General features: G+C 33.6%; 19 protein-coding genes. 13 read left to right on the plus strand and 6 right to left on the minus strand.

Annotation, left to right across the window (positions count from 1 at the left end):
* The first annotated feature begins 11 nt into the window (after positions 1-11).
* Positions 12-278 (plus strand): IS66 family transposase, encoded by a 267-nt coding sequence (locus tag KQI89_RS18205; protein ID WP_216457787.1) that lies wholly within the window; start codon positions 12-14, stop codon positions 276-278.
* Between the two features lie 104 nt (positions 279-382).
* On the opposite strand, the gene KQI89_RS14560 is transcribed toward KQI89_RS18205, so the two are convergent.
* Positions 383-1,828 carry a pyridoxal phosphate-dependent decarboxylase family protein gene (locus tag KQI89_RS14560; RefSeq protein WP_216457667.1) on the minus strand — a complete coding sequence of 482 codons (1,446 nt, stop codon included), beginning with the start codon at positions 1,826-1,828 and terminating at the stop codon, positions 383-385.
* A 146-nt stretch (positions 1,829-1,974) separates the two neighbouring features.
* On the opposite strand from KQI89_RS14560, the gene KQI89_RS14565 reads away from it, so the two are divergent.
* Entirely contained in the window at positions 1,975-2,865 is an 891-nt protein-coding gene (locus KQI89_RS14565) for a LysR family transcriptional regulator (protein WP_216457668.1), read from the plus strand.
* 321 nt (positions 2,866-3,186) lie between these two features.
* Here the strand turns inward: KQI89_RS14565 and KQI89_RS14570 are convergent, their stop codons facing one another.
* Positions 3,187-4,578: a sensor histidine kinase gene (locus KQI89_RS14570; protein WP_216457669.1), complete on the minus strand. Its 1,392-nt coding sequence runs from the start codon at positions 4,576-4,578 to the stop codon at positions 3,187-3,189.
* 1 nt (position 4,579) lies between these two features.
* Entirely contained in the window at positions 4,580-5,284 is a 705-nt protein-coding gene (locus tag KQI89_RS14575) for a response regulator transcription factor (protein WP_216457670.1), read from the minus strand.
* A 150-nt stretch (positions 5,285-5,434) separates the two neighbouring features.
* Between KQI89_RS14575 and KQI89_RS14580 the strand changes: the two genes are divergently transcribed.
* The 9 genes from KQI89_RS14580 to KQI89_RS14620 all read left to right on the plus strand — a co-directional run bounded on the left by KQI89_RS14580 (position 5,435) and on the right by KQI89_RS14620 (position 12,109).
* Positions 5,435-6,190 carry an ABC transporter ATP-binding protein gene (locus KQI89_RS14580; protein ID WP_216457671.1) on the plus strand — a complete coding sequence of 252 codons (756 nt, stop codon included), beginning with the start codon at positions 5,435-5,437 and terminating at the stop codon, positions 6,188-6,190.
* Positions 6,187-6,906 (plus strand): ABC transporter permease, encoded by a 720-nt coding sequence (locus KQI89_RS14585; RefSeq protein ID WP_216457672.1) that lies wholly within the window; start codon positions 6,187-6,189, stop codon positions 6,904-6,906. The genes KQI89_RS14580 and KQI89_RS14585 overlap by 4 nt, the downstream gene beginning before the upstream one ends.
* Entirely contained in the window at positions 6,903-7,673 is a 771-nt protein-coding gene (locus KQI89_RS14590) for an ABC transporter permease (RefSeq protein ID WP_216457673.1), read from the plus strand. Before KQI89_RS14585 ends, KQI89_RS14590 begins: the two co-directional genes overlap by 4 nt.
* Positions 7,674-7,692: 19 nt before the next feature.
* A complete protein-coding gene (locus tag KQI89_RS14595) occupies positions 7,693-7,983 on the plus strand; it encodes a hypothetical protein (RefSeq protein WP_216457674.1) in 291 nt (96 codons plus the stop codon).
* 310 nt (positions 7,984-8,293) lie between these two features.
* Entirely contained in the window at positions 8,294-9,181 is an 888-nt protein-coding gene (locus KQI89_RS14600; protein ID WP_216457675.1) for an AraC family transcriptional regulator, read from the plus strand.
* A 281-nt stretch (positions 9,182-9,462) separates the two neighbouring features.
* Positions 9,463-10,221 carry a class I SAM-dependent methyltransferase gene (locus tag KQI89_RS14605; RefSeq protein ID WP_216457676.1) on the plus strand — a complete coding sequence of 253 codons (759 nt, stop codon included), beginning with the start codon at positions 9,463-9,465 and terminating at the stop codon, positions 10,219-10,221.
* 163 nt (positions 10,222-10,384) lie between these two features.
* Positions 10,385-10,945, plus strand: a complete 561-nt coding sequence (locus KQI89_RS14610; protein ID WP_216457677.1) for a TetR/AcrR family transcriptional regulator — start codon at positions 10,385-10,387, stop codon at positions 10,943-10,945.
* A 79-nt stretch (positions 10,946-11,024) separates the two neighbouring features.
* Positions 11,025-11,687, plus strand: a complete 663-nt coding sequence (locus tag KQI89_RS14615; protein ID WP_216457678.1) for a hypothetical protein — start codon at positions 11,025-11,027, stop codon at positions 11,685-11,687.
* Between the two features lie 2 nt (positions 11,688-11,689).
* Complete coding sequence (locus KQI89_RS14620) at positions 11,690-12,109, plus strand: DUF2871 domain-containing protein (protein ID WP_216457679.1); 420 nt, start codon at positions 11,690-11,692, stop codon at positions 12,107-12,109.
* A gap of 229 nt (positions 12,110-12,338) precedes the next feature.
* Here the strand turns inward: KQI89_RS14620 and KQI89_RS14625 are convergent, their stop codons facing one another.
* The gene (locus KQI89_RS14625; RefSeq protein WP_216457680.1) at positions 12,339-12,953 is read right to left on the minus strand and encodes a YitT family protein; all 615 of its coding nucleotides are present in this window, start codon (positions 12,951-12,953) and stop codon (positions 12,339-12,341) included.
* Between the two features lie 40 nt (positions 12,954-12,993).
* Positions 12,994-13,710 carry a ribulose-phosphate 3-epimerase gene (locus KQI89_RS14630; RefSeq protein WP_032120964.1) on the minus strand — a complete coding sequence of 239 codons (717 nt, stop codon included), beginning with the start codon at positions 13,708-13,710 and terminating at the stop codon, positions 12,994-12,996.
* A gap of 267 nt (positions 13,711-13,977) precedes the next feature.
* Between KQI89_RS14630 and KQI89_RS14635 the strand changes: the two genes are divergently transcribed.
* On the plus strand, positions 13,978-14,463 hold the full coding sequence (locus tag KQI89_RS14635) for a PTS sugar transporter subunit IIA (RefSeq protein WP_216457681.1): 486 nt from the start codon (positions 13,978-13,980) through the stop codon (positions 14,461-14,463).
* 253 nt (positions 14,464-14,716) lie between these two features.
* Here the strand turns inward: KQI89_RS14635 and KQI89_RS14640 are convergent, their stop codons facing one another.
* Positions 14,717-16,261 carry a BglG family transcription antiterminator gene (locus KQI89_RS14640; RefSeq protein WP_216457682.1) on the minus strand — a complete coding sequence of 515 codons (1,545 nt, stop codon included), beginning with the start codon at positions 16,259-16,261 and terminating at the stop codon, positions 14,717-14,719.
* Between the two features lie 93 nt (positions 16,262-16,354).
* Here KQI89_RS14640 and KQI89_RS14645 point away from each other — a divergent pair, with 93 nt between their 5' ends.
* Positions 16,355-17,734 (plus strand): Sapep family Mn(2+)-dependent dipeptidase, encoded by a 1,380-nt coding sequence (locus KQI89_RS14645; protein ID WP_216457683.1) that lies wholly within the window; start codon positions 16,355-16,357, stop codon positions 17,732-17,734.
* Position 17,735 lies beyond the last annotated feature (1 nt).

The raw sequence follows: 17,735 nt of genomic DNA on the forward strand, positions 1-17,735 counted from the left end.
TGACCTAAGGTATTCTTAAGTGGTTTTCTAGATTTCTTCAAACGGATGGATATAATGGGTATAACAAGGTAGGAAATGTAAAAAGACTATACCTTTTAGCCCATATAAGAAGAAAATATCATGAGGTAATAGTAAATTTAGATAAAGAAGCCCTAAAGAAATCTATAGCAATCATAGGGTTTAATTTTTGCGAAAAACTTTATTCTATAGAAAAGAACTTAAAATATAGATATAGCAAAGATAAAGACTACTATGAAAAACGCTATAAAACTATATAATAGAAAAGTCTGACCTTAAAAGAGAGTAGCCTCTCTTCCGGGTCAGACCTTTGTAGCATCTTCATTAGTTAATCCAATTTATAAAACAGAAGTTATTAAAAGTCTTAACTGCTAATTTTCATTGCTGTCATTGATTGATAAAGCTCTTTGGCATATTCGTTTAGCAAATTGACTGTGTTTCGCATATCACTCTCCGTAGCATCTGGATTAAGTGCACAAATCCTCAAAACCTTTTTACCGTTTAATTCCGTAGTAAAGACACCTGCATAGCCATCATCAATGATTGCTTTAGAGATGTTCTGATTAAGTTCATCTATTTGCTTTTCCGTTAAATCGGAGGGAGCAAAACGGAAATTCACTATGGCAAGCTGTGCATGAGAAAGGATTTCCCAATCTTTTTTCTTTTTTAATTCATCCTCTGCCCACTCTGCAAGCTGAAACCCATGTTCTATTGCGTAACCAATGGCATCTGATCCCATTACCTGTAGAGTAAACCATAATTTTAGGCCACGGGCTGGTCGTGTAAGTTCCATTCCCATATCCCCATAGTTTACTTGACCTTCCTTTGCTTCCAGATCCTTTAGGTATTCTGGATGGGCATTGAAGCTGTTGAACAGATTTGATCTGTCTTTTACTAGAACCATACCGCAGCTATAGGTTTGAAACAGCCACTTGTGGGCATCCCAACTGATGCTGTCTGCAGCTTCGATTCCTTTGAGTAGATGTTTGTATTTCTTTGTTAACAAAACAGAAGCTCCGTATGCACCGTCCACATGCATCCATATGTCATAGCTATGGCATATAGAGGCAATTTCTTGAAGTGGGTCAATACTTCCGGTATTGGTAGTTCCAGCACTTGCAACCACAACAAATGGAATAAGTCCATCTGCTATATCCGCTTCAATAGCTGCTTTTAATTGATTTATATCCATTCGAAACCAAGGATCGGTAGGTATTTTCCTAATTCTAGTATTTGGAATTCCGATAATGCGTAAACCCTTTGCTACAGAACTGTGAGTCTGCTCTGAAACGTAGGCAACCCCTAAGTGTTGTTTTTCCTCTTTCAATATCTTATCACGAGCGGCAGTAAGTGCCGTCATATTAGCCATGGAGCCACCAGACACAAAGAGCCCTCCGGATTTCTTTGTATAGCCGGCCTTTGTACAGAGCCAGTGGATCAAATTCTGTTCTATACAGCTTGCTGCAGAGCTTGTGGACCAGGTTGCAGCATGAATGTTGTAAGCAGCTGTCATAATATCACCTAACCAGGATAGCATGGAGGCAGGTCCTGGAACGAAGCCAAAAAATCTAGGATGATTTGAAAGGGCTCTATATTTATAAACTTCTTCCATCATTTCCGTTACCACCGTATCTATGGGGCATCCCTTAGCGGGTATTTCAATTTTCTTCAGCTTTGAAATTTGGCTTTCATCGGCTTTTTCAATGATTCTGTTAGTAGCTAATTCCCGATTGTCAGCACAAAATCTCTGAACAAAATCTTCAACTGCACGTTGTACTTGATTATTTAATGTCATTTCCTGTTTATTCATTCTATCTTCACCTTACATATCTAATATATTGGATATGTCAAACTAAAACCTTGACATTCCTCATTACCTATAGTAGCATGTAAGCATATATTTGTAAAATTAATAGATTTCATAATATATATTAAAAATATTAATAGGTGGTGCACATGGAGTTTAGAAATATTGCAACCTTTTTAAGGGTAGCAGCAACAAGAAATTTTTCAAAGGCGGCAGAACAACTGGGTTACTCTCAGTCCACCGTCACAATTCAGATACAGCAATTGGAGAAGGAGCTTGGGACACAACTTTTTGAAAGAATCGGCAAACAAGTTAACCTGACACATAAAGGAGAGGCCTTTATTCTTCATGCAAATGAAATCATGAGGGTCACCAACGCAGCCATGACCTTTGCATCTAATGCTGATGTTCCAACAGGGGCTCTTCGCATCGGAGGAGTGGAATCCCTATGTACGGCTATACTTCCGGAACTATTACTACAATTTCATCATCTTTGTCCACAGGTGGAGACGGTTATAAAAACCGCTACCACAGAAGAGCTGATAGATATGATCAAATGCAATGACATTGACCTGCTCTTTACATTGGATCAAAAGGTATACGGTTCAGAATGGGTACGAGCTCTGCAGCAGAAAGAGGACATTGTTTTTGTAACCTCTAGCCGCCATTCCTTTATAGATGGGGAAAAGATTGACCTGAAGCATATTATAAAAGAGCCTTTCATATTGACTGAAAAGGGTGGAAGCTACCGCTATGAACTGGAAAGGATGCTTGCTGCACAGGAGATGGAGATCAGACCAGTGCTTGAAATCGGCAACACTGAAACCATAATCCATATGCTGGAAGAAGGCGTAGGAGTTTCCTTTCTGCCACTGTTTTCTGTAAAAAAAGCAATAAAGCAGGGCACCTTATCACGGATTGAAACTGATATCCCAACAATTCAGATGTGTAGTCAGCTCCTTTATCATAAGAATAAATGGGTGACTCCACAAATGGAGGCATTCATAGAAATAGTTCAAGATTTTTATAAAAGAGAATAGAATAATAGAGTTGCGCACTAAATAATTAGTGTGCAGTTTCTTATGCAAAAAAATAAATTCTAAACTCCAAGGATTAAGCAGTTTATGGCAAAATATTTGAAAGATAAAATTTTATAAAAACATATTTTGTATATTTATTTTTATCTTAATATTAAAATATTATTACGAAATTTTTAAATTGGTTAAACCTTTTTTAATACAAAAGTATTTTGATTAATTTAGTAATGCCACAAGAGGGAAAGGCTACTATAAAACAATTGAAGAAGGGATTTTGAATGCCGCTCTTGTCACAAATAGACAGGCGGCATTCTTTATACATAATCATTCTGATAATGGCAATGTAATAACAGTAGAAAAACCTCCAAAAGAACTATGATTAAATTCTACACTACCATTATGAGAAGATACAATTTGTTTTACAATTAATAACCCTAATCCGTGCTGTTGATGGGTTACATTGTTATCACAAACCATATAATGGGGGGTATTCTTGATTTTTTTAAGTTTCTCATCATCAATGCCTATTCCGTTATCATCAATGCTTATAATACATTGATTATTTACTTGCTTGACTTCAACAAATATCTCACAACCTTTGAGGTTATGGTTTTGTGAATTCTGTATTAAGTTGGTTACAGCTCTTTTTATAAGGGAAGCATCACAATTAATGTTACAGCATATTAAATTTTCCTCTGTATTCCACTCAATAGGATATTTGTCTTGAATATCGGAATTGATAAAATCAACTACTACTTGACGAATAAGGGCAATTGCATTAACTTTTTCAAAATTTACAGGTTGCATATTATATTCCAGTTTAGAAGCAAGATTCAGGTCGTTGATTAAGTTTTTCATACGCTGACTTTGCTTACGGATAAGGGATGCTTTTTGCCTTTCATCTTCACATAGATGTTCAGCCTCTTCCAACTGACCGGCATATCCCATTACCATTGATAGAGGTGTGCGGATATCGTGTGATACTCCTGCAATCCAATTAGCTCGTGCAGTTTCTTTTTTCTTTAACTGGGAATTCTTTGTTTGAAGAATATCCGATGTACTGTTGATGTATGTTGCAATTTCTGACAGTACACCTTTTTCTTTTATATGGACATCCTTTTCATTTGGTAACTCTTCGATAGCTTTTAAAATTGGGTTCACTGATTTAAGCAGCTTTGTGTTTGCAACCATATAAATCAAGAAAATCACAAGGATATTACCAAGGATTACCCCCAAAGCAATTTTAGGAAAATTTGCAATGAGATTATAATCCCAACTGTTATACATATGCTTCCAATAGCTTGTTTTAGGGAAGCCCAGCACTATTAAATTATCGTTGTAATCGCTGGTAAATGTGGGATAAGCTTTTACATAACCACGAGTAAGTGTTGCAATATCCGATATGCTGTACTCCAATGGTATTTCTTCTGGTAGATTGTCAGTATGCCAAATAACTTTTCCCGTATCATTATCAATTAAAATTGCCCAGATACCAATGTCTTTTAAATTAAGATTAACCTCTTCGGATAAAGTGTAACCATTGTCCCTTTGACTTAGACCCTTTGAGGTTTCTTCTGCTATTGTCCAAGGAGAACCGATGCTTGTCTGATTATAACCTATCACAGCCACTGCAATAAAATTAAAAAACAAGATTAAAAAACTGCTTAAAAGTAAGATACCCACAAAGCGTTTGATAAGTTTCGGTACACTTTTCATATTACTTTCCCTCCACTATCAATTTATATCCAAGTCCCTTTATGGTCACCAATGATACAGGTTTTGATGGGCTATCCTCAATCTTTTCACGAATGCGACGAATATGAGCCATCAATGAGTTTTCATAACCAAATGGATTATCTCCCCAGGCTGCTTGGCACAAAGCGTCAATTGTTACGATGCGCCCTGCATTTTTATATAAAGTTAGAAGTAAATCATGTTCCTTTGCAGTTAAAGGAATTACTGTTCCCTTTTTAGTTACTTCTGCTCTTTCAAAATCAATAACACTTGCTTGCAAATTTACAAGGGGATTTTCATTTTTATAGCTTCTTCTAAGTATTGCTCCAATCCTCAAGGTCAATTCCTTTGGCAAGAAGGGCTTAACTATGTAATCATCTGCACCAAGTCCAAGCCCCTTGAATTTATCTTCCTCTTCACCTCGCGCAGTTAAAAACACTATAGGAAAATCTCCAATTTGTTTCAAGTGTTCCATAAGGGAAAAGCCACTACCATCAGGAAGCATAACATCAAGTACAGCTATTTCTGGATTGATACTTGTGGCTAGGGTCATAGCTTCATTTACAGTTTTTGCAGTATATATGTTTTGATAGCCCTCTTTATTAAGAATGTACACTAGCATGTCTAATAACGCCTGTTCGTCATCCACCAACATAATGCGTTTTTGTTTTAAAAAATCATATTCCATAAATTCACCTTCTTTATTTTCGATATTATACCATAGATTTATGTGTTTTTTTCACCCTAGGAAAAATGTAAGGTAGATGTAAGGTAGAGAGAATGTTATCACAAGGTTGGTATCGTAAACTATACTCGTAAACAGAAAGGAGCAAATCAAATGAATATTATTGAAACAAAACAATTAACTAAATCATATGGGACTTTTACGGCGGTGTCAAATGTAGATATGCATATTCGTAAGGGGACTGTTTATGGATTTCTAGGTCCAAATGGGGCAGGAAAATCCACCACAATGAAAATGTTCCTGGGACTTACACAACCCACAAGCGGAACTTTTACCATTGATGGTAAATCACATCCTGCTGATCGTGTTAAGATTCTTAGTGAGGTAGGCTCCTTTATTGAAGCACCTGCTTTTTACGGAAACCTAAGCGGAGAAGAAAATTTAGATATTATACGCAAGATTTTAAAACTACCAAAATCCTCCGTTTCTGAAGCCCTTGAATTGGTAGGGCTTACCCAACACAGAAAGCGACTGGCAAAAAAATATTCTCTTGGTATGAAACAGAGATTGGGACTTGCCAGTGCATTGATGGGCAGACCTCCTATTTTGATTTTAGATGAACCTACAAACGGACTTGATCCTGTGGGTATCCATGAGATTCGTTCTCTTATCCGTTCTTTACCACAACAATTTGACTGTACGGTATTGGTATCATCTCACTTATTGTCGGAAATTGAGCTGATGGCAGATGATATAGGCATCCTAAATCACGGAGAGTTATTGTTCCAGGGAACTTTGGAGGAGTTAAAACAAAATTCAGCCGCAAAGGGCTATCCAACTGATAATTTGGAGGATACATTCCTTGCTATAGTAGAAAATGACAATAGGAAGAGAGGTGTTCGTAGATGAATTTTGTATTGGAATGTAAGAAATTAAAACGAACTGCTTTGTTTCCTGCACTATTTTTAGGAGGTATTTTATCTGCGGCATTTCCCATTATAAATTTGTTTGCAAGAGGGACCTCTTTTGTAAGTTTACCACATCCACCCCTTGAGATATTAGTAAATTCCAATTGGGCAATGATGGTTATGCTAAACAGCTTTTTGATGGTTTTAGGTGCTTGTATCATATATCACATTGAATTTGCTGACAACGCAATTCAGCGTATGGATTCTTTGCCCATAAGACCAAGTAGCTTGTTCCTTAGTAAATTTATTTTGCTATCTGTTGTATTGGTAGTTGTTTTTATCATTGAGGGAATGGCCTTCTTATTTTGTACTTGGAAGTGGTTTGGGGTAATGGAGGACATTATAATAGATTTGGTAAAGTTTGAAATCTATTCTTATCTGTTATCTTTACCTGTACTATCCATAATGCTTACTGTATCTTCCTTCTTCCAAAATATGTGGACAACAGTCGGTATTGGTGTTATCGGAATTTTTGCATCGCAAATCTTGAACAATGTGGATATACTCAGATACTTCCCTTTCTTAATGCCTTATCAATCATCCTTGGGAGAAAGCATTGCCCTGGATACAACACTTTGCATTATTGCTGTTGCGGAAACAATTATGTTTCTCACCTTTGGAATTATATTATCCAAAATTAGGAGGAATGCTCAATGAGTTTTTTGTCACTTTTCAGTGTGGAATTTAAAAAGCTACGACGTTCAAAAATATTCTTAATTTTATTAGTACCCGTTCTTCTTATTTGGATTATGGCTGTTATTAACGCAGATATAAATTTCAGTATGCAAAGGGAGGGTATTTCCCCTGAAAACAGCTTTTTCATTCAGTCTTTTTTAGGGTACGCGGGGTTTATGTTGCCATCAAGCCTTGTTATTATGACTGTCTTGATTTCTCAAACCGAACGAAGCAATAATGGCATCTTAAAAATGCTTTCATTACCAATCAGTGGTGTAAAGTTATGTCTTGCAAAATTCTGCATCTTACTTTCTCTAATGGCAGCAGAAATTCTAATCATGTTTGTGGCATACTTCCCCTCTGTAATGCTTTCTTCTAAAAAATTCAACTATGAATTTATGATTGATCCACTTTATGTGCTAAAAATATGTGGTTTGTTATTTGTGATCTCCATTCCAATGGCGTCAATATATTGGTTAATCAGCGTGCTTCTTAAAAATCCTGTGGCATCTGTGGGCATTGGTTTGGCATCTGTGGTACCTATTGTGCTTGCCATCAATACAGAGTTTTGGTTTGCATATCCCATGTGTTATCCCATGATGACTATTACATCCCAAATGCACAGCTTGGCTATAAATTTAGGTACATTTCCAATTGATTTAATTCCTTGGTTACCTGTGGCAATGGCATTTACTTTCATAGCCCTTGGAATTGCCTGTGCAATATTTGGAAAAGCCGAAAGAAAATAAAATATTGGAGGTATTTACAATGAACAAAAAAATTACACCCTTATCTGTTATTAGCTTTATACTTATTTTTATTCCCTGGACAATTGTTTTCATAAGACAAAATAGTTGGGCGCTAGAATCCCCTGTAGCAGAAATCACAATAGCGATTTATTCCATATTTATTATTGCTGCATTTATTTTTTCACTGGTGCTCTATGCTAAGAAAAAACAGCGTGATATATTGGCAAGTATTGCCGTTATTGTAAATGGTATTTATGCCGCAGGTGCCTCCCTATTTATTTGTATCAGTATTCCTAATTGGATTAAGTAAAAATTTTAAAGAAACTAGGTAAACAAAATGAAGTCTACTAAGATATTATGATAGAAGTCGTAGAGTAAAATCTACGGCTTTTTATTTTGATTTTAAATACTTCTATGTTTTTTAATATTTTAATTAATATTTGGTCTACATATTATGCCGTGAGAATTTTTGGTTTTGAAAGTACCAAATGGGTAGGCTTTATTTTTAAACATGATTTTTTCTATACTTATCAATATTTAGCAATACAGGCACAGTTTATTTTGAAAGTTGCTGTTATAATAAAATTAGTGTATGGAGAAAAGGTAGGTGGAGGTGGACATTGAATTATAGGAAAGATATTGAGAAGTGTATTAAATTCATTGAAGACAATATAAAAGAAAATATTACAATTGAAGAAGTTGCTAATCAATCTGGATACTCTCTCTATCATTTTTGTAGAGTTTTTAGCCTATGCAAGGGTGTGTCTGTTATGGAATATATTCGAAGTCGTAGGTTGTCTTTAGCGGCCACAGAATTATTCAAAGGTAGAAAAATTATTGATATTGCTTTGGAATATAGATTTGAAACACCTAGTGGTTTTGCAAAGGCCTTTCGTAAAGCCTTTGGTTATAGTCCCACACAGTATATGGCACGAATGGCTGGATATGCTGATACAAAAACAATACTTAAAATTGGAGGTTATATTATGAACCCTGTTATTGTAAAAAGACCTGCATTTAAGGTTGCGGGTTATGGAATTAAAACCAATATTACTGGGACCACATATACAAAGGATATGGCATCCTTCTGGAGCAATTATAATGGTGAAAACTTAGAAACAAAAATGTACGAAATTTTAAATCCACCCAAACATGGTGAAGTGGGATTGTGTGTTCCATTATCTGAAGATGGAAATGCAATATATCTTTTAGGGGTAATTGTTGAAGATTTTTCAAAGATAGAGGAAAATATGCTAACAGTAGAAGTTCCAGAAGCTGAGTATGCCGTTTTTACAACCACTCCTGTTGATAGTACAAATGACAAAGAACAAAAGGAATTTGCAAAGATTATTAGAAGCACATGGAAATATATTTTTGAAGATTGGTTTAAAGATAGTGGGTATGTTTATGATGAAAATAAACTTGATTTTGAATTCTACGATGAACGCTGTCATCACAGACAGGACACTGTCATGGAGATTTATGTTCCAGTTAAAAAAGTAAAATAAAGGTAAGTAATCCCTTTATATTTATAATATCTGCTTTCATGGTTATGTTTCTTGCTTATAAAGAAAATTAATTTAAGAAAATTTAAAAAGGATTTTTAAGAAGAATTTTTTTAAGAAAGTGTTTAAAAGAAATTTTTAGAAAAAGAACAGGGTTATTTAATGAATGCAAAATAATAGTTTTAAATATATAGAAAGTAGTTTGTAATTAATGGAAAAGCTTAATATATGATATAGCTTTAAATAAGTATTTAGAATAAATCAAGGAAGAAAGGTGATAAAAGATGTTAAGTTATTATGGTAGATTGTCTTCAGAAGTATATGATATGGATAAGCCTATAGGTCATTCTTTTGGAGATGTGGAATTTTACATGAATAGACTAGAGTCCTGCAAGGGTCCTATTCTTGAACCTGCAACAGGAACTGGTCGCATATTAATTCCTTTTTTAGAGAAAGGACTAAATGTTGATGGATTTGATAGTTCAAAAGATATGCTAAAGATATGTGAGAATAATTGTAAAAAAAGAGGCTTGAATCCTAAACTTTTTCAGGCAAAGATGGAGTCCTTTTCACAAGATACAAAGTATGATGCTATTATAGTGCCAACGGGAACGTTTCTTCTACTACATAAAAGAGAAGATTCAATAAAGGCATTACAAAACTTTTATAAGCATTTATCTAATGGTGGTAGATTAATTGTTGATATATTTTTGCAAACTGACATTTTAGTAGGTAAAGTTTCCACAAAAACTTTGGAATGTTCTAATGGAGATATAATTACATTAGAAAATAAAATTGTAGAGGTTGACTATATAAATCAATATACTATTTCCCATGGCCGATATGAAAAGTGGCGTGAAGGGGTACTTCTACAAACTGAATTAGAGTATTTCCCATTAAGGTGGTATGGAGTAGAGGAATTTAGACTAATACTTGAAAGCATAGGCTTTAAAAATATTGTGATTTCTTCAGATTATAAATTTGGGAAGTATCCAACAAATTGTGAAGAGATAATTACCTTTGAGGCTGTTGCTATTAAATAGAAATAGTGTTACTACTTAGATATTTCCATATAGTTATACCTATGCTGGCACATATCAGAGCTGCTTACCTAGCACTTTTTTCATGAGGCTATCATGAACTTATTTTCTTGACACAGACAAGGTAATGAGATATAATGAACAATGTTCAGTATAGGAGGTGAGGATGATAAATAAGATTGTTACATCCAAGGAAGCAATTCTCGCAGTGTGCAGGGAGCTTGCGGCAGAACATGGTTTACAATCCTTGAACATGCGCAAGGTAGCAGAAAAGTGCAATGTTTCGGTGGGATCGGTCTACAATTATTTCCCCTCCAAGGCGGATTTGATTGCCGCCACTATACAAGATGTATGGCAGAGCATTTTTAATATGGAGAAAATTTGTAAGCAGTCAGTTACTTTTCCGGAATATGTGACATGGATTTTTGAAAGTGTCCAGGTTGGAGTGGCAGAATATCCTAATTTCTTTACCGCTCATTCCGTGAGCTTTGCAAGTTCTGATAAAGGAAAAGCCCGCCAGGTGATGATGGAGTATTTCGGTCACATAAAAGCTGGGATGCTTGACGCATTGCAGAATGACCACAAGGTAAAGCCAGTAGCTTTTTCTGAGGCGTTTACACAGATTGCCTTTGTGGACTTTGTCTTTTCTAGTCTGCTAGCTTTGCTCATGAAGAAGGAAAGTTCCTGTACGATGTTGACAGAAATCATCAAACGCTCTATTTATTAAGTAGTGATTACCCGCCAAAACGGCGGGTTTTCATAAAAACAAAATTGAACATAGTTCAATTACGAAAAGGAGATATTTTATGCAAGCAATTATGGAAACTATATTCGATGTCTTATATCTAACCACCGTGATCACCATTGGAATCATGATGATGAAAAAGAGTAATGGAAATCCCCAATATCGTCTGTTTGGTAGCATGGCTATTACCCTTGGATTAGGCGATTCCTTCCATTTGGTGCCCAGAGCACTTGCGCTTTGTACCACGGGTCTGGAAAACTATACTGCTATGCTGGGGATTGGCAAATTCATTACCTCAATCACAATGACTGTCTTTTACATCCTGTTGTATTATGTGTGGCGTTTGCGTTACAAGGTAGAGGGTAAACAGGGGCTAACCATATTCGTATACGCATTGGCGATTCTTCGAATCGCACTCTGCTTCATGCCGCAAAACGCTTGGACAAGTCCCACTCCGCCTTTATCTTGGGGAATCTATAGAAATATTCCCTTTGCCGCTATGGGCATCATTGTGATCATGCTGTTTTATAAAAGTGCAAAAAAAGCCTCCGATAAGTCCTTTAGGTATATGTGGCTGACAATCGTTTTAAGCTTCGCCTTCTACATCCCTGTGGTACTGTTTGCGGATGCTATTCCTGTTATAGGTGTATTGATGATCCCTAAAACCTGCGCCTATGTCTGGACGGTTCTGATTGGCTATAATGAAATGAAAGGATTGAAATAATTATGAAAAAGCTTATAAACACTGCCTTTATTTATGCCATTGCAGCGATGTTTTGTGGAGTGTTCTACCGGGAGCTCACTAAATTTATGGCCTTTGAGGGGCGCACTACCTTGGCCTTTACCCATCTGCATCTATTGGTGCTTGGCACAGTTATCTTCTTAGTTTTGGCATTGTTCAGTATCCAAACCGATTTGCTGGAGCAAAAGAGGTTCAAAACATTTTTTACTGTTTACAACATTGGCTTGCCTATGATGGTGGGGATGTTTTTTGTACGCGGCATTTTGCAGGTTATGGGAACCACTTTATCCTCAGGTATGAACGCTGCAATTTCCGGTATTGCAGGGGTCACACATATTATTTTGGCCTCTGCAATTGTCCTGCTCTTTCTTTGCCTAAGAAAATCATCTGTTAAAAGCGCATAAATTGATGGTAAAAACCATTGAATAGTGAAATTACTTTTATATATTTTTAAGTTACTTCTCCTACTTATTTTACTATACAAAAAGTACCTACAGACTAAACACTTTTTTATCGGTGTCTAGGCTGTAGGTATAAAGTTATATATTCAACTCTTTTTAGAAAATTTTTTATTATATAGAAGTAGTTTTATATATAAAGACGTTTCAAGATTTAGATATATATTTTATAAATTTAATTTTCTTTTGAGGTTGTTAAATACTTAATGGTTTGAATAATCACCATTAAAGATATAAAACTAAAGATAGCAATCATTATATTTTTTGAAATAATGCCTGAAGCTATTACTACAAAGCCATCTAGGACTAATAGTATTATAGGAACTTTAAAAATTTTAATAAAATGTTGTATAAGTAGGGCTATTAAATCTGTTCCACCAGTTGCACAGTCATGTCTTAAGGCTATTCCAATTGCAATACCTACAAGTAATCCACCGATAATAGCAGCCACTATTAATTCTAAAATGCTATTAATATTACCTAGTCCTTTTGTAATATGTAAAGTTGGAACTATATGCATACAAATAGGAGTTACTAAAGTTATGTATAATGTTTTAATACCAAAACTCTTTCCAAGAAAAATTACTGCAAGTATTAAAAGTGGAACAGAAATACCTAAGGTCATATACTCTATAGGAATTCCAGTAATTGTAGAGAATATAATTGATAGTCCTGTTATTCCACCTGGTGCTAAACCTGTTGATTTAAAGATTAAGTTTACAGCCATTGCAGTTAAAAAAGCTGAAAGAGTGATCCATAAATAATCTTTTATTAGTGATTTATTTTTCATTTGTCCTCCCTATTAAAAAAACTCTCAAGAGAGAGTTTTTTTATTCTAATCCAAATTTTTCTGCTGCTTTATCTATAGCTTCTCTACATTTTTTATAACCATTAACAATTCCATCTGGATCTTTGAATAAAGCAGAAGATAGGACTATAACATCAGGATTACATTCTATTAATTTCTCCATGTTGTCAGCTCTAAGACCACCATCTATAGCTAATTCACAATTTGGATTCTTTTCGTCTATCATTTTTCTCGCTCTTTTAACTAAATCGATGGCACTCTTTCTCCATCCCCAGTTATCTTTTCCATCTGTTTCATCTACTCCGTGAGTAACTATATGAAGACGATCAATATCATAAATTGATTCTTCTACAAAACATAATGGTGTATAACATCCAAGAGTTAAACCAACCTTTATATTTCTTTCACGGCACCAGTTAATTATATAAGCAAGTTGTGCTCCTATAAAGTGTTCAGCAGGTATAATAAGCATGTTTGCACCTGCATCGTATATTTGTTCAATGAACATTTTGTCCATGCTTACTGTATATATGTGACATTCTATTGGGCATTCAGTTTCAGGACGAATACCTGCAATAATTTGATGTCCACCCATTAATTTCATATTTTGAAGATCATGCATATCTGCTGCATCTGAATGAATATAATCAACGCCTGCATCACTAACTTCTTTAACTACATCAGCTATTCTTCCATAATTTACATGAGCTAAACCAGCTGCAATTTTAATATGTTTCATTATATGTACCTCCTTGAAGTTCTTATTTTTTACATCTTAATTTTAAGATAAGGAAAAAATATAATCAATAGCTAGGTTAACTGATAGATAGCCATATTAATAGGGTAATTTATAAACATTAAATAATAGTTTAATTTTTACCACAAATAAAAGGAGGAATACTAAAATATAGGATTGTTGTAATAATAAAACCTTTACAGTATGATAAATAAATAATAATAGGTTATATAAAATATATGAATAAAACTAATAAGGAGATGTAAGCTAATGTTTGATTTTTTAAAGAAGAAAAAGGAAGGTAAGGCCTTAATCGCTTGTACAGATGGGGTTTTAATTGAATTAGAAAAGGTTAATGATCCTGTTTTTTCTGAAAAGATGATGGGGGATGGCTTTGCCATTAAATCAAAAGGAAGTGTATTTTATAGTCCTTCGGATGGAGTAATTTCAATGCTTTTCCCTAGCAATCATGCTTATGCATTAACTTTAGAGGATGGTATGGAAATCTTAGTTCATATTGGAATTAATACAGTGGCAGAAGAAGGGAAAGGTTTTAAATGTAATTTAAGTGTAGGAGATAAGGTGAAAGCAGGAGATGAAATAGTATCTATAGATCGTCCTTATTTAGAAGATAAAGGATACGATTTAACAACAATGATTATTTTTACTAATAAAGAAGCTTATGAATATTTTTCCTGTGAATTTGGTAGAGAAGTTAAGGGGGGAAAAGATATTAGTGCATGTTATAAAGCTTAGAAGGGGCTGTATAAAAAGAGAAAATAATATTTTAACATGCTATAATAAATATTTTAAATAAGCTTATGACTTAAAAAAGAATTACTAGGATCAGAATACCTACTAGCCCAAGGGTTTTGGTTAACTTGCTAAATTTAGAAAGATCAACAATTCTAAGGGATAGTAGCTATTCTTTCACCAATAATTTTGGTTCATTCCATATTCTAATTAGATATGTATTGGTTATGGATCATAACTTACATATTAATTTAATTTATTTTTCAACAGCACCTTCTATATTGTTTAAGGGATCATTTTTCTTGTTGTAGTATGATTTAATAATATCTTTTATTCGAGTAATATCGTAGTCAAATAATAGATTATTTATTATTAAAATAGGTATGTTTTTATTTAAATTAAATTCTATTGTAGATATAATTAATTCAATTTCGTTTAAATTAGCTTCATGTATGGATAAGAAGGTCTCTTGAGAAATAATTTGAATTTCTGGTATTTGAACGGTTAACTTTCTTACCAAAAGATTACTAGCACCAATTCCACCATGACATACAACAATTGTTTTTAGTGGTTTTTTCATACTTTCTAAAGAATTGGCTAAATGTAATGCTAAGTATCCAATTTCATCATCACTAACCTTACAATTATAACGTTGTTCAATTATATCAGATGTTTTTTTCATTATATTAAAAGTATTTTTGTATAATGTTTTAATTTCAGTCATTAAAGGATTTTCAATTTTTATACCATGACGAAATCTTGTTATAGCTGAGTAAAAGTGAGTGTAAAGAGAAGTTTTAAATGTTTCATCTTCATCAAAAGGAAGATGAAATTCATCTTTAAGAGAACTTATTATTTCTTTTGTAAGAGCTTTTGCTTCTTTCTCATCTTCTGGGTTTAAAGTACGATTGTTTTGTAGAGAAATAAAGTAAACCTGTAAATAACGAATGTCCATTTCGCTAAATGTAATATTATACTTATTAGATAATAAATTAGTTAGTTCCATTGTTTCGTTATAGAAAGGCTCATATTTAAGCTCGCTTATAAATTCTTCTGATAAATTTACACTATGATGATCTTGTGCACGAATAAAAGCTACAAAAAGGTGAAGTAAAACCATAATTAGCGGTTGAAATAAAAGAGAGCTTATGTACTTGTTTCCAGAACGTAGTATTAAGTTAATGAATTCTTTATATTCATCGTCTATGTAGTCTATACCAGAAAAAACAAAGGAGCCATCACATTGATAAGTATCGTTTTTTACAATATTTACAAATGTTTCATAGCCATTATCATTTAGCATTAATTCAATTAATAAATTACGAAGGTTTCTTTCTTTACCAGTAATACTAATGCCGTTATTATTTTTCCTATTTAATTTAATTTTATGTTTATCTAAAATAGGAGATAAGGATAGAAGATCTTTGTGAATTGTAGCTCTACTTACATAGAGTTCATTTGCTAGTTCATATACCCTGCAATTTTCTGTACTTGTTATTAAACGCATTGCTAAATATAATTTTCGTGCTTCTGGGGAGAAGTCAATAAGCTTTTTGTTTTTTGATTGAACTAGGTTAAGAGTACGGAGTTTTGAGGTACGTTCACCTTCAATAGTAACGCCAACTCCTGTTTTCTTAATTAGCTTTAAATCATTTTCTTTTAACCATTCTTCTGCTAACTTTAGATCGTTACGTATAGTTTTATTTGATACATTGAGTTCTTTTGAAATAGTATCAATAGTAATGTAATTGTCTGATTGTAGCAATAGATTAACTATATTAAGGATTCTATTATTCGACAAAATAATCACCTCCATAAATCAAACTATAGAGTTTAGTATAAATTTTGTCAAGGTAGATAATTTTCAACTTTATTATAAAAAGGAGAGTTTTATATGAGTAAGTACACAAAAAAAATACAAGAATATAAACAAGAAATGTTAAATAATATTGCCTATTTGGTTGAAGTTCCTTCAATTAGAGATTTATACACTAAAGGGGTAGGTTCACCTTTTGGTGAAAATATTAAAAGAGCTTTTGATCGTTTTCTAGAAATCGCAAATAAACTTGGATTTGCTTGTGAAAATGATGAAGGATATGCTGCCCATGCAGAAATAGGCAAGGGAGAAGAGTATGTAGGAGTTCTGGCTCATCTTGATGTTGTAGATGTTCAAAATATAGAAGAATGGGAAACAGAACCTTTTTCTATGATAATAAAAAACAACAAAATCTTCGGTAGGGGTGTTAATGATGATAAAGGACCTCTAATTTCTGCATTATATGCAGCTAAGATTTTAAATGATATGAATGTTGAATGGAAAAGAAAGGTTAGGATAATAGTAGGGGGCGCAGAAGAAACTACCTGGGAATGTATGGAACACTATTTCAAAACTCATAGCCAACCAACTTTAGGATTTTCTCCCGATGGAAACTTTCCAATAGTAAATGGAGAAAAAGGTATATTGGGTATGAAGGTTTCTTTTAAGGGGGAATATATGGAAGAAGAAATATGTAATATAGAAAGTAGAAATAAAGTAAACTATGTTTGTGATGATCTTAAAGTAGTATTTAAAAGAAAAAATGTAGATAATATACTTTCTTATTCGAAAAATGCAACTGAAATTTCATTAGGAGATAATGAAGTTACTTTAATATATAAAGGAAAGGTTTCTTTATCAAGGAATCCTCAGCGTGGTAAAAATGCTATGTTTTTATTTGTAGGGGACTTTTATGATTTTGATTTCAAAGAAAAGGGAATCGTAAATATGATGAACTTTATAAAAGACTGTTTATTAGATGATTTTTATGGAGAAAAGATGGGCTTATATAGGGAAGATAAGGAAATGGGAAAGAGTTCAATATGTCCAATGACTATAAAGTGGAAAAATGGAAAGGGAGAAATGTCTTTAGATTATCGTTATCCTAAAAACATAGAGCCTTCAAAAATAAAAAATAGGATTTATGAATTAGCTAAGGAATATAAGTTTGATGTAGAAATTGAAAGAGAGAAAAAGCTATTATATGTCCCTAGTGATAGTGAACTTATAATGGCTTTAAAAGAAGCATATAAAAAAGTTATGAATGAAGAAGCAGACACTATTACTAAAGGAGGAGCATCTTATGCTAGGGTTTTAAAAAATGGTGTTGCTTTTGGAGCAACCTTTGATGGAGAGGAACCAAATCCACATATGCCTAATGAAAATATGAGTATTGATTCATTAATGAAAGCTACAGAAATATACTGTGAAGCCTTATATAGATTAGCTTGCAAATAAT

Origin of the sequence: Clostridium simiarum, assembly GCF_018919175.1 — a bacterium.
Classification (GTDB): Bacteria; Bacillota; Clostridia; order Clostridiales; family Clostridiaceae; genus Clostridium_L; species Clostridium_L simiarum.